General features: G+C 59.5%; 6 protein-coding genes. 1 reads left to right on the top strand and 5 read right to left on the bottom strand.

From position 1 onward, the window contains the following. Positions 1 to 10 precede the first annotated feature (10 nt). The 4 genes from J8I26_RS04680 to J8I26_RS04665 form a co-directional block, all read right to left on the bottom strand. Entirely contained in the window at positions 11 to 3,355 is a 3,345-nt protein-coding gene (locus J8I26_RS04680) for a hemagglutinin repeat-containing protein (protein WP_209604485.1), read from the bottom strand. After that, the gene (locus J8I26_RS04675; RefSeq protein ID WP_209604483.1) at positions 3,345 to 3,509 is read right to left on the bottom strand and encodes a hypothetical protein; all 165 of its coding nucleotides are present in this window, start codon (positions 3,507 to 3,509) and stop codon (positions 3,345 to 3,347) included. Before J8I26_RS04675 ends, J8I26_RS04680 begins: the two co-directional genes overlap by 11 nt. 183 nt (positions 3,510 to 3,692) lie before the next feature. Continuing rightward, entirely contained in the window at positions 3,693 to 4,100 is a 408-nt protein-coding gene (locus J8I26_RS04670) for a hypothetical protein (protein ID WP_209604481.1), read from the bottom strand. 8 nt (positions 4,101 to 4,108) lie between these two features. Further along, positions 4,109 to 10,960: a hemagglutinin repeat-containing protein gene (locus J8I26_RS04665; protein ID WP_209604479.1), complete on the bottom strand. Its 6,852-nt coding sequence runs from the start codon at positions 10,958 to 10,960 to the stop codon at positions 4,109 to 4,111. Positions 10,961 to 11,371: 411 nt separating this feature from the next. Here J8I26_RS04665 and J8I26_RS04660 point away from each other — a divergent pair, with 411 nt between their 5' ends. Further along, on the top strand, positions 11,372 to 12,763 hold the full coding sequence (locus J8I26_RS04660) for a PLP-dependent aminotransferase family protein (RefSeq protein ID WP_209604477.1): 1,392 nt from the start codon (positions 11,372 to 11,374) through the stop codon (positions 12,761 to 12,763). Positions 12,764 to 12,777: 14 nt separating this feature from the next. Here J8I26_RS04660 and J8I26_RS04655 read toward each other — a convergent pair whose 3' ends face one another. After that, complete coding sequence (locus J8I26_RS04655) at positions 12,778 to 13,563, bottom strand: alpha/beta hydrolase (RefSeq protein WP_209604475.1); 786 nt, start codon at positions 13,561 to 13,563, stop codon at positions 12,778 to 12,780. Positions 13,564 to 13,575: the final 12 nt, after the last annotated feature.

The raw sequence follows: 13,575 nt of genomic DNA, 5'->3' as shown, positions 1-13,575 counted from the left end.
TCTTATTTTCCTATTTCGATAACACAGGTAACAATACGGGCTTAGCTACAAGTTTCAAATATTCTGAGCGATTGGTAATGCCACTCCAATCAAACGCTGCTTGTGTTCGGCCCCCTTGCAGTAATTGACCAGTAGGTTCAGTCATTTTTCCAACATATCCAATATCTGCAGTGATTGGTTTCACAACTTCCAGCTCCATCACATATTTAGTATCGGGCTTGAATTTATTGAGAAGTGCTAAATCCTGTTTAGCGGTCGCCTGCGATGCGACGTTATCAAATGTAGCCCAGCCACCGATTGGCAAGCGCTTGGTTTCTTCATACTCTTTGTACTGCACTTCACTCAACACCATCCGTACCCTGGTCCCGGGCGTCAGGTCAGCCGTAATCACCGGCGTCCCCTTAGCCCAAGCGGCATCCATGCCATCTCTGATCATCTTCGCATTGGCCTGTTCAGCGCTTTGCACAGACTTCAATCCCATCTTTCCAGCGGCGACGCCACCTATGGCAAGACTTGCTGGCCCCAGAGCATCACCAGCAGCGATTTCTCCGCCAGTAATGGCAAGCTGGTTACACACAACCGGATTGGACAAGCAAAGACTTAATATCGGCGGAAGTGTTGTTCCGGCTGCTACTGCAGCCGCACCTATCGTAGCTTTGCCTACCGTATCGCGTATGTCATTACTGCGCTTGGTTGCATCTGCTGCTTGTTGGGCAGTTGGTATCTGCAGACCGTTCTTGATATAAAAGGCTGCAGTTTGTGGCAACTGATTAGCGTACATGTTGACATCCGCCTTCTGCGCTGCCGTGGCCTGAAACATATAACCCGGGCCACAGCTCGGGCAATTCGGATCAGGCGGCAACAGAGTGCCATAGGCCTGCTTTAAGAAAGCACTGGCATTCGCATCCCATGTGCCTGCCGCGCCATTCTGATCCTGCCGGTAGGCTTGCTCCGCCAGTTCTTTTTCTGCTTCGGCGGGAGTAATGCCTCTCTGTTGTGCATAGTGGGCGGCATTGTCCTTGATCCACTGTATTTCCTTGGGATGCAACTGCCGATTATTAGCCTCCACACTCACCGCCGACGACACCCCCGCCGTACCACCCACAGCAACACCCAGTGCCGCAGCCGCTACTTGCGCCAAGGCCTGCTTAATTGCATTGGGCACGTCCAGCTTGTCGATTTGTGCTGCAATGGCCGGCATGGCTACAGCCGATGCCGTCGCCCCTGCGGCTCCTGCCAGTCCACCGCCTAGTGCACCAGCGGCCGCATGCAGGGCAGTGCGGTAGGCTCCACCTTCATCCCAGTTCTTGGCTTCGCTTTGTAGTTCGGCTTTCTTGGCAGGATCGGTTTCAACCTTGATCTGATTTTTGAGCGCGTTGAGTTTGCTGGTGGCGTAGGTACCGACACTCAGCGCAGCTTGTTTGCCGAAGGTCTCCATGATCTGGGCTTGTGCGGCGACGTCCTGCGGCAACTCTTTGCCGTTCCAGGTTTTAGCGAGTGCGTTGCTGCTGTCTTTGTCGCTGCGTACCGATTTGTCGCCGGCGATGCCGGAGATACCTGAGATAGTGGTGCTGGCGGCACTGCCGCTCTCGTTGGCGAAGCCGATGCCAGTGCCGCTCAATGCCGTGTTGCCGCCAGCATACCCACCACCCGCACTGAAGCTCTGGCTCTCGGCCTTGTAGTTGCTTTGGTTCTGGATGTCGCTGGTGGTGAGGCTGGCGGTTTGGAAAGTATTTTTACCGTCCTGAACTGCCTTGTCGGAGCTGGCGATCTTGCCGCCTTTAAGGTCGGTGTTGCCATTCACATTGACCTGGAAGCCGCCATCACCGGCATTGATGCCGCTTTGCTCGATGACGCTGACATAGTTGCCGTCAACCTTGCTGTGCGACGCATTGATACTGCCGGAGAAGCCGGTACCCGCGCTGATGCTGCCGCCCAGGCTTTGTTGCTGGCTCTTGTATTGGCTACTGTCTTGCAGGCTTTCTACATTGAGGTTGCCGCTCACATTGGCTGTGACCTGCTTGCCGGATGCAGTAGCACCCTTGATGGTGGTGTCGCCGCCTGAGGCCATGGCCAACTGATTGTTGGCAGTGACGTGGGTGTTAGTGACATCGCTGTCACTGCCATCGCCTTTGCCACGGCTGCCGGAGGCGCTGGCGTTGAAGCGCCAGCCGCTGCTTCCTACAGAGAAACCGACACTGGCCGAGCTGCTTTTGTTGCTGCTGTGTTCTTCGTTGTTGTTGCGTTGGCCGAGCAGGTTGATCTGGTTGTCGGCGGTGAGGCTGACATTGTTGCCGCTGACTTCGCTGCCGACGATGGCGAGGTTGCTGTCTTTGCCGGCGCCGGTGGCGGTAATGGTGGTGGTGCCGCCTGCGGCTACGGTGGAACTGGCGGCGCTGGTGCCGTTTTGTACGGTAGTGCTCTGGCTGCTGGAGGCGCCGATGGAGGCGGCCAGGTCGATGCCGCCGGCCGGGGCAGCGGCACTGGTCTGTGCGGCGGCATTGGCCACTGCCAGTGCGCTGGCGGCGTCGGCCAGGAGCTTGCTGCGGCCGTTCTTGGTCTTGCTCTTGGCCTCCTGCATGCTCATCACCGTTTGTACGGCGCTGACCACCGGGTTGGTGATTTGCACAGTCACGCCTTGTTGCTTGGACTTGGTCTCTTGCGTGTTCTGTTCGGTGTTGACGCCGGCGCTGATGTCGACCTGCTTTGCGCTGATGGCAACGTCGCCTTGCGGGGCGATAACGGTGCTGGCGGTTTGGCCGGCAGTCAGTGTCACGTTGCCGTTGGTGGCGCCCACCGTGCTGCCCGATGCGGTGGCGGTGGTGTGGGCTTGGTCGGTGCTTTGCATCTTGCTGCCCACCGTCACGCCCAGGCCGCCGCCGCTGAAGACGCCGGAGGTGGTTTCTTTTTTATAGTGGCTTTCGGTGCTGGTGTCGGTGGCGGCAATGATGTTGAGGTCGTTGGCTGCCGTGACCTGCGTGCCTTGGGTGGAGACTACGTCGCTGCCGGTGAGGGTGGCGTTGTTGCCGGCGGTGAGTTGGGTGGTGTTGCCGCTGAAGGTGCTGCCGATCTGGCGGCTGTAACTGCTGGCGTCGTCGGTTTGCGTGGTCTTGCCGGAGAGGATGCCGGAAGCGCTCTTCTGGTGTTCGTCGCTGGCGCTGGCAGACGCGTTGGCTGTACCGATGTTGAGATCATGGCCGGCAACGGCGGCCAGCGCACCGATTGCGACGACTTGTGCGCCTTGCGTGGTGAGGTCGTGTCCGGCGTTGATGCTGATGTTGTTGCCGTTGAGTTGGGTGGCGACTTCCTGGCTGGCGGTGAGCGTGGCGCGGTTGACGCTCAGGTCAATCGTCATCCTTGTCCCGCTTCCTGACGCTCAATGCCACTAGCGACAAGGCAAGAACAAACAGTCCGAAGTAAATCAACGTTTCTACATAGCCATTCATTGCCATGCCGTCCCCCGGATGCCTCACTTTTCCAGTCGAATTCGTAAATTCCACTTTTGCCATCGACGCTGCTGAGTGTTGGACGCTCAACGCTACCTCTATTATGTAAGGGAAGTAGGTCGGTGCACTGTTGGAGCGAATGCGCTATTTGCCCCGAGTAAAAAAAAACACAAGAGAAGGTCTACAATCGAGACCCCTCTCTTAACTGCTACCCGCCGCAGGCGAGTGAGTAAGGACTTCTCTCTTTCAACAACCTGAGGAACTCTTCAAGAATTTAACGTTAATTCGATCGACTCTCATGACAACAGTTTGCCCGTTCAAATACGCGAACTCAGTTTCTAACGCTTCGTCTTTAAATTCAAAACCGCAGCACCGCAAACGCCCATCAATTAACGAGCCAACAACTCTATAAGCAAAACTGTCATCTAACCGTTCAAGGCTTTGATTGCCATCATTCTCCAAGACAGTTATGTCATAGTCATCCATAACAAGAAGAGTAAGGGCAACGGGATAGGTCTTACTCACCTCTAAAGAGGCGGGGCGATTGCTGGCAAAGCACACGAGTTCATGGCCATCACTCTCAAGAACGACTTCTTCTTCAACATCGTTCCCAATTTTTTTAACTCGGACAGTTTGGTAATTGGTAGTTGTCATTTTTTATCTCAAGGTTTGTTGTACGGATACTTCCATCCTTGTTGAGGTGCAGGTCCAACTGTATTAGTGCGGAATGCTTTCAGTTGACTCTGTGCACCATCTCCAAGCAAGTCGAACAGCTCGGTGCGAGGCTTGACATGAATGGTAGTAATGGCCCCATCTGTGTTCGTCCCGACAAATCCAAACAGCGACTCGCCAGTCTTACTGGAATTTCTCATGAATGAGATGTAACCCGTCCGTATTTCATTCGCAGGCTCATAGAAGTACGTAACTTTCTGCCCGTTTTGCATAATGTCCCGACCAACTTGCAGATATTCCTGCGAACTGTTTGTACGGAACTCCATGCCATGCTTATTGAAGTGCCCGACGAGCAGATCATCACTTGCGAAATTCGCTGCACTATTTGCCCTTGGCACCTTCACACTACCTGCCGCCCCAGCAGCCCCCAATCCGCCAACGGCCGTCATTGCATCCGTAAAGGTCTGGTCCCGTTCAGCCGTCGTCCATTGCGACATCGGAACAACTGCACGAATCTGTCGGTTCGCTTCTTGTAAGGCAGATTGCATCAATTGTATCTGCTGGCCGTTCGCAAAATATTCCTGATTTTCTTCCGGAGAGAGTTTGCCTTGATAGAGCTTTCGATCCAGTTCCGCTTGGCGTGATGATGTTGTTTGCAAGTCTGCCGTGATCTCGTCACGATTGGCCCGGCAGCTATTGGCGTCGCTGCATTGTCGTTGCTGGCGGTCGCGACCGATTTGGTTATAAGCCGCTTCTACGGCGCTACGGCATTGCGCTGGATTGCTGCTTGTCGCACAGTCCGCTTTCTTCTTCAGCTTTTCTTCGACTTCGTCATGTTTTAGGTAATTATTGACGGTCTGGTTAAACCCGGCCGCAGCGCCTGATGCACCACCTACAGCAGCACCTACGGCGGTGCCGGCTGCGGCAATGAGTCCTTTCTTTACTCCGTCTGGTAGATCAAGCTGGTTAATGAGCTTACCAATATCTGCAATGGAGGCCGCCGATACGCCCGCACCGGAAGCACCCGCCACACCACCAGCCAGGCCGCCGGCCAAGGTGTGTAGGGCGACACGATAGATGCCGCCTTCTTTCCAATTGTTGATGCCTTCGGTGTCACCTGAGTCGATGGCTTTTTTGAGTTGTTTGCTGGCGTAGTCGCCGATGGCTTGGCCTGCTTGTTGCCCAAACACTTGCATGATCTGGGCTTGCGCTGTCACATCGTCGTTGAGTTGCTGGCCGTTCCAGGTTTTCTTAAGCGCGTTGCTGCTGTCTTTGTCGCTGCGTACGGCCTTGTCGCCGGCGATGCCCGAGATGCCTGAGGTGGTAGTACTGGCGGCGCTGCCGCTTTCGTTGCTAACACCGAGGCCGCCGCCGTTCATTGAGGTGTTGCCACCGGCATAGCCACCACCCACACTAAAACTCTGGCTCTCGGCCTTGTAGTTGCTTTGGTTCTGGATGGTGCTGGTGGTGAGGCTGGTGGTTTGGAAGGTGTTTTTGTTATCGGCGACGGCCTTGTCAGTACTCGCGATCTTGCCGCCCTTGAGGTCCGTGTTGCCATTGACGTTCACTTGGAATCCGCCATCACCGGCATTGATACCGCTTTGCTCGATGACGCTGACATAGTTGCCGTCAACCTTGCTGTGCGACGCATTGATACTGCCGGAGAAGCCGGTGCCCACGCTGATGCTGCCACCCAAGCTTTGTTGCTGGCTCTTGTATTGGCTACTGTCTTGCAGGCTTTCCACATTGAGGTCGCCGCCCACATTGGCTGTGACCTGCTTACCCGATGCAGTAGCACCCTTGATGGTGGTGTCGCCGCCTGAGGCCATGGCCAACTGATTGTTGGCAGTGACGAGGGTGTTAGTGACATCGCTGTCACTGCCATCGCCTTTACCACGGCTGCCGGAGGCGCTGGCGTTGAAGCGCCAGCCGCTGCTGCCTACAGAGAAACCGACACTGGCCGATCTGCTCTTGTTGCTGCTGTGCTCTTCGTTGTTATTGCGTTGGCCGAGCAGGTTGATCTGGTTGTCAGCCTTGAGGTTGACGTTGTTGCCGCTGACCTCGCTGCCGACGATGGCGAGGTTGCTGTCTTTGCCGGCGCCGGTGGCGGTAATGGTGGTGGTGCCGCCTGCGGCTACGGTGGAACTGGCGGCGCTGGTGCCGTTTTGTACGGTAGTGCTCTGGCTGCTGGAGGCGCCGATGGAGGCGGCCAGGTCGATGCCGCCGGCCGGAGCGGCTGCGCTGGTCTGTGCGGCGGCATTAGCCACCGCCAGCGCGCTGGCGGCGTCGGCCAGGATCTTGCTGCGGCCGTTCTTGGTCTTTTGTTTGGCGTCCTGCATGCTCATCACCGTTTGTACGGCGCTGACGACCGGATTGGTGATCTGCACGGTGACGCCTTGTTGCTTGGACTTGGTCTCTTGCGTGTTCTGTTCGGTGTTGATGCCGGCGGTGATGTCGACCTGCTTGCCGCTGATACTGACATTGCCTTGCGGGGCGATAACGGTGCTGGCGGTTTGGGTGTAGTGCTGACCGGCGGTAAGTAGCACGTTGCCGTTGGTGGCGCCGACCGTGCTGCCCGATGCGGTGGCGGTGGTGCGCGTCTGGGCGTTGCTTTGCATCTTGCTGCCCACCGTCACGCCCAGGCCGCCGCCGCTGAAGATGCCGGAGGTGGTTTCTTTCTTGTAGTGGCTCTCGGTGCTGGTGTCGGCGGCGGCCACGATGTTGATGTCGCCGGCAGCGGTGATTTGCGTGCCTTGTGTGGAGACTACGTCGCTGCCGTTGATGCTGGCGTTGTTACCAGCAGTCAGCACGGAGGTGTTGCCGCTGAAGGTGCTGCCCATTTGGCGGCTATAGCTGCTGGCGTCGTCGGTTTGCGTGGTTTTGCCGCTGAGGATGCCGCTGGAACTCTTCTGATGCTCATCACGGGCGCTGGCGGAGGCGTTGGCCGTTCCGATGTTGAGATCGTGCCCGGCGATGGCGGCCAAGGCGCCGGCAGCGGTGACTTGTGTGCCTTGCGTGGTGATATCGTGCCCGGCGTTGATGCTGATGTTGTTGCCGCTGAGTTGCGTGGCGACTTCCCGGCTGACGCTGAGCGTAGCGCGGTTCACACCGACTTCTTTGGTGCCGTGCGCGCCGTTGGCCTCGTCAGCGAAGTTGGGCCCGGTGAGTGCCTCCACCCAATTGGAGGCGCCTTTGTCGTCGGCCCAGCGAATCGTCTCTGTGAAGCCTTCCTTGACAGTGCCCAGTTTGATGTCGCGCGTGGCGGAGAGCGTGGCGTTGCCGGTCGCATCGATTACGGCGGCGTTGGCGCTCAGGTCTCGCCCGGCGGTAATGCTGAGGGTCTTGCCGCTAACGCTGGCGACGCTGTCGATGTTGGCGCCGGTAGTGGTGGCGTTGGCTGTCGATACGCTGGTGCTGTTGATGTTGATATCGCGGCCGGCCGCAGCGGTGACGCTGTTGTCCCCGTCGATCTGGCCGCCCAGGTTGTTGATGTCGGTCTGCGCCTGCAATACCGTATCGGTGCCGGACACGCGCCCGCCGAGATTGTTGATGTTGTTGCCGCTCAGAACGGCGGTGTTTTTGGCGGCAATCGTGCCGTTGTTAAGGATGTCGTCGGCGGTCTGGTAATTGACATTGGTGCCGGCAATCAAGGTGCCTTCACCTGTGACCTGCGTGCGATTTGCGCGCAAATAGACTTGTGGCACCAGCACGTCTTGATGGCTGCCATCGGCCAGGGTTACCGTCTGCTTGACCAGCCAGACGATGTCTGAGGTCAGCATGGCCATCTGTTCGGTGGTGAGCGCCACGCCGAGTTCGTAATGGAATGTCTGTGCCATCTGCACTCCGGCCGTCATCAGTGCCTGGTATTGCGCTTCGTTATTGGCGTAGTTGCCGGCATAACGCTGGCCGATGGCCTTCTGGATTTGCTGCTGCACCAGGAGTTGCTCGTAGAAGCCGTCGCCCAGTCGTTTCATGACCACATTGGGGTCTTGGCTCAGCTGGGTGAGCATGAAGTCGGAGCTGAGCCAGCTGCGATAGTTGGCAAATTGCGGATCGGTGGCAATCAGGTAGCGATTGTTGCCAGGGACGAAGAGTGCGCTATTGGGTAGCGTAATGTTGGGGTTGCTGGTGCGCACGACCACGCCGGCACTGCCGGAAACCGCGCTGGGCGTGTTCTTGAGCGTGCGATCTTGCTGGGCGCCGGTACCGTCGGTCGGGGTGATGTCCAGCACGAAGCTGGTCTGGATCGATTGCCCTTCATAGGGACGGTCGTCGTAACGGCGGTCGTCGGCACTGAAACTATGGCTTTTGATATAGGTGTATTTGGCCACGCCCGTGGTGGTGACCACCTGTGTGCCGGTGATGCCATTGTTGACCGGCTTGGTGCCGAGAACATTGCTGCCGGTATTGTCGCCGCCGGCGATGATCTGGCTATTGCGGTTGTTGACGGACTGGCTGTTGAACCGCAGATTGCCGCCGATGTTGATCAGGCCGGGATCGCTCTTGGTGACCTTGGTGCGTGCGATCTGTTCGGTGCCGTCGTAGATGGTCCATTCGCGGACGGTCTGGCCGTTGGGAAGTTGCAGGCGGAAGTTGTCTTCGTCGCCCATTTGCTTCCAATCGGTCACGATCTGGCCATTGCCGATATTGACGAGCTTGACGCTGTCGGCGTCGATCTTTTCGGTCGCGCCGTTCAGCCGGTATTGCACGATACGCCGACCGGTACTATTTTCGACGGTCGTTTCCAGATGAGCGTTGACGTTGTTGACGGTCTTGTGGCTGAACGTGCCATTGCCATCGGCGGCGATGGTGGCGCTGCTGTTATTGATGACATCACCCATGCCAGCGGCTTGATGGCTGGCATTAAGCGCGTTGCCGGTGGCGAAGTCACCAGCAGAGTAGATCAGGGCGTGGTCGCTGTTGTTGATAGTGGAGAAGCCCAGGTCCGCACGTACGCGTGCCGCGATGACCGGGGCCGATGTGACGCCATTGACGGTCTCCGGGAGGTTGTTCAGCGTGTCGCCGGAAAGGGCCAGGTGATCGCCATAGATGCGGCCGGCGCCCATGTTGTTGATGGTCGGGCTGTCGATGAAAGTATCACTGCCGTCGATCAGGCCGCGGTTGGTGAAGGTGTGGCTGTCGGTTGCGCGCAGTTGATTGGTCCGCGCGATGATCTGGCCACCGGCTTGGTTGTCGATAGAGGTCGCAGTGGCCAAGAGTGTTTTGCCGGCGGAGAGCTTGCCGCTGTTGGATAGCTTTCCGGTGGTGGTGATAGTGGCGTTGCCATCGGCCTGTGTGGTGCCTGTATTGGCATAATCGGCGTTGACCTTGAGCGACAGATCGCCCAGGCTGAGTACTTGGCCGTCGCCACTCACGGCGGCGCTGTCGATGCTCAGTTGCTTGCCGGCGATGACGGTGCCGCCGGTATTGGTGACGGTTTGTGTCTTGGCTGCGCCAGCGGCATGAGCGTCGTGCACATTCAGCGTCTGGCCGGCGGAGAGGGTGCCATTGGTGTTGTCGATGCCGCCTGTGCCGGCGATCGTCAAATCGGTGTTGGCGCGAATCGCGCCTGCCTTGTTGCTGAGGTCAGTTGCCGCAATCGTCACCGACTGGCCTTGAATGCCAAGATCGGCGCCAGTGGTGTTGCTGTTGTTGACGCTGGCGGCCGTGATCGAGACGGCGCCGTTGCTGCGGATCAGTCCGCCGGTGTTGTTCAGTTGCGCCGCCCCAAGCGCAAGTGTCGTGTTGCCGCCGGCCTGCAATTGGCCACCCTGGTTGTTCAGGCCGGCAGTTTTGGCGGTGATTCCTTGGCTGGCGGTAATGCGCCCCTTGTTTTGCAGCAAACCATCTGCGGTGACCACCACATCGCCGGCACTGGCGCCGATGGCGCCAGCGTTGTTCATGCCAACGCCGTGTTCTGTGCCCACCAATGTGATCTGCCCGGCATACATACCAGCCAGTTGTGCCACGTCAATGGAGAACGGCCCCGGTGCTGCCCCGGTGGGGCCCGTGGTGGCTGTGACCGTACCGTGATCGACAGAGATTGCATTGATGCCGGTGCTGATCTTCAGTTTGTTGGCCCAAATGTTGCCATTGATCTGCACGGCGCGCGCCATGATGTCGGTGTAGTCGGCGGATTTGGTGTCGAGGCCGGTACCGTCGATGGTGACCATGCCGCCAGTGACGCGGTAGGCGTCGAGCGCGCCGCCGACGATGCTGGGCGTGCCGGTGGTCAATGTGGCGCGGGTGGCATTCAGGAAACCTCCGCCATTGATCACCAGACCCGAGGGATTCGCAAGAATGACCTGGGCGCGGTCGCCGGCGACTTCAACGTAGCCGCGCAAGTAACTCGGACTGGCCGAATTGACCTCATTGACGATGACTTTGGCGGTGCCGGTAGCGAGCCAGGGATTGCCTTGCACCCACCCGCCCAACGTCGTTGGCGCATTGCTGCGGGCGTTGTTGAGAATGACGCCTTTGCTATCGACGTCAAACTGGCTATAGATGTTGCGTGAGACACCTTGTGCGCTCGGCGTCTGGATATTGACCAGCGGTACGCCATTGCCAGTCTTGAGCACCGTGGGTTGTTGGTTGGCAGGAGCATTGCGATAGGCGACGACCTGGGCATGGACCTCGGTGACGCTGCCAAAGAGTGCGGCAATGCCGACAGCCAGACGTACAAATCGCAGCGAGAACAAATCAGGGAAGGGGCGAGGCGCAAAAACACGCGGGGCGGCGTTGCCGGCGTGCTTACCCTTGCCTTGGATGCAGGCCGTTTCAGCGACAGCTGTGTAGTCACCGGTCTTTTTGTTGAAGACAACCCGGTAGATTCCCTTGTTCATCCGCACACCGCTCTGAAATTAACTAAGAGCGGGAGACTAGAGAGCTAAGGCATGGGGAAATATAGGAATAGTCCGAAAGCTCAGTAGATACGAGGATCTATCGAAATAATCGAAGTAGAAATGAGCAATCCATGCTGGGAAATTCGAAGAATTTCCGCGATAGATTCGGCGGAAAACCTCAGGCCTCGGATTGCAGCCGATGGCGCATCTCGGCCGCTTCCGCTGATTGAGGAAAGGAAGGCAACTGGCTATTGTCGAGTTCCTTGACGTGCGCATATCCGGCACCGGACGGGAAATCGGATAAATGTATGGATTTATGCTTAGAATGAATCCATACTAACACCCGGTATGTGCAGCAACAATCCGGGCAAAAGCCATACATCCACCTAAACATCACACCAGGACACCGACATGGGCCGAGCAGACATCGCGCTGGAATGGGTCAGCGAATTCACCGGGGACGGCGGCCCGCGTTACCTGCAAATCGTGGGATTCATGGAGCAGGCGATCTCCGACGAGCGCCTGAAAGCCGGCGACCGCCTGCCGCCGCAACGCCTGCTGGCCGAGCGCCTGGGCGTCGACCTGACCACCGTCACCCGTGCCTATACCGAGGCGCGCCGGCGCAACCTGCTGGAGGCGCGCGGCGCTGCCGGCACCTTCATCGCCGCGCCGCGGGTGGACTTGACGCAGGTGATCGACCTGTCGATGAACATCCCGCCGCCGCCGTCCGGCATCGATCTGGACGACTTGCTGCGCCAGGGCGTATCGCAGGTGCTGATCCACAGCGACGTCGACCTGCTGATGACCTATCACCTGGGCGGCGGCGCCGGCGCCGACCGCGCCGCCGGGGCGATGTGGATTGCGCCGATGCTGGGTGCGGTGGATGAGGAGCGGGTGCTGGCCTGCCCGGGGGCGCAATCGGCGCTGGCCGCGCTGATCCTGTCGCAGACGCGACCGGGGGAGGCGATCCTGGCCGAGCCGCTGGCCTATCCCGGCCTGCTGACGGCCGCCGCGCAGCTGGGGCGGCAGGTGATCGCGGTGGAGACCGACGGCGACGGCATGCGCGCCGATGCGCTGGAGCTGATGGCGAAGAAGCACCAGGCGCGGCTGGTGTATCTCAACCCCACGCTGCAGAACCCGAGCACCCACACCATGCCGGCGTTGCGTCGCGCCGAGATCGCGGCCGTGGCCGAAAAGCTGGCGCTGCGTATTATCGAGGACGATCCGTATTGGCTGTTCAGCCGGGGCGCTCCCAAACCGCTGGCGCATTACGCGCCGCGCCATGTGTTTTATGTGTCGACCCTGTCGAAATGCCTGCTGCCGGGGCTGCGCACGGCCTACGTCGTGATGCCCGAGCAGATGCCGCAGGAAGAAGTGCTGGGCGCGTTGCGCTCTTTTGTTCTGATGTCCACGCCGTTGATGACGGCGCTGACCACGCAATGGATACACGACGGCACCGCCGCCTCGCTGCTGGAGGGCATCCGCACCGAGGCCTGGGCGCGCCAGGAGCTGGCGTTGCGCACGCTGGGCGACGGCCGGCTGGCGGACTCCGGCGGCATCCATATCTGGAAGGCGCTGCCGACGCATTGGCGTGGCGCCGACTTCGTGCAGAAGGCGCGCGCCGAAGGTCTGAACGTGGTCTCGCACGAGGCCTTCCGGGTGGCCGCAGCCGATGCGCCCGGTGCGCAGGCGCATATTCGCATCTCGCTGGGACGCTCGCGCAGCCGCTTCGAGCTGGTCAACGCGCTGCGGCGGCTGGCCGAACTGGCCCACCGCCGCGGTCATCGCGAGGTCGTGGTCTGACGGCTGTCTGAGGCTTACTTCACCGGTGCCTCGTGCGCCGCTTCCAGGATCAGCTTGGCGATATCGTCCGGGTGCGACAGCATCGACACGTGCGAAGACGCCACTTCAATCGTCTTCGCCTTCATGCGCGCAGCCAGGAAGCGTTCCAGCTCCGGCGAGGTGGTGCGGTCGTTGGTCGACACCGCGTACCAGCTCGGCTTGCTGCGCCATGCCGCCTGCGTGGTGCGCGAGGCGAACAGGGTGTCCGAGATGCGGCCCTGCACGGCTGCCAGCGCCTTCGCCTTGACCGGATCGACATCACCGGCAAAGTCATGCACGAAAGCCTGTTCGCTCAGCTGGGCGAAGCCGTTGGCCTTGACCAGTCCGGCCGAGGCCGGCGGCGTCGGGAATTTGGCGGCCAGCGCACCGTAGTCTTCACCGGCATCCGGCGCGCGCGCGGCCACATACACCAGTCCTGCCACCTTGGGGTCGGTGCCGGCCTCGCTGATCACCGTACCCGCCCACGAGTGGCCAACCAGGATGGTCGGTCCGTCCTGCAGCGCCAGGATGCGCCTGGTCGCCTCGACGTCGTCGGCCAACGACGACAACGGGTTTTGTACGGCCGTCACGTGCAGGCCGGCCTTCTGCAGACGCTCGATGACGTCGGTCCAGCAGGAACCGTCGGCGTAGGCGCCGTGCACCAGCACCACGTTGCGGATGGCAGGCGCGCCGTCGGCGGCCAGCGCGCCGTGCGACAGCGTCATGGCGGCGACGGTTGTTGCGGCCGCGATCAGGGTTTTCAGGAATTGGCGTTTGATCATGGTGGATCCTCT

This window comes from Herbaspirillum sp. LeCh32-8, assembly GCF_017814915.1.
GTDB lineage: Bacteria > Pseudomonadota > Gammaproteobacteria > Burkholderiales > Burkholderiaceae_D > Herbaspirillum.
Note: the sequence above shows the minus strand (reverse complement) of the source record. Positions and strands in the feature narration are given on the sequence as shown.

Coding starts and splice junctions, on each gene's coding strand:
- J8I26_RS04680 (WP_209604485.1), bottom strand. CDS start 3,355: ATGACGATTGACCTGAGCGTCAACCGCGCCACGCTCACCGCCAGCCAG.
- J8I26_RS04655 (WP_209604475.1), bottom strand. CDS start 13,563: ATGATCAAACGCCAATTCCTGAAAACCCTGATCGCGGCCGCAACAACC.
- J8I26_RS04665 (WP_209604479.1), bottom strand. CDS start 10,960: ATGAACAAGGGAATCTACCGGGTTGTCTTCAACAAAAAGACCGGTGAC.
- J8I26_RS04675 (WP_209604483.1), bottom strand. CDS start 3,509: ATGGCAAAAGTGGAATTTACGAATTCGACTGGAAAAGTGAGGCATCCG.
- J8I26_RS04670 (WP_209604481.1), bottom strand. CDS start 4,100: ATGACAACTACCAATTACCAAACTGTCCGAGTTAAAAAAATTGGGAAC.
- J8I26_RS04660 (WP_209604477.1), top strand. CDS start 11,372: ATGGGCCGAGCAGACATCGCGCTGGAATGGGTCAGCGAATTCACCGGG.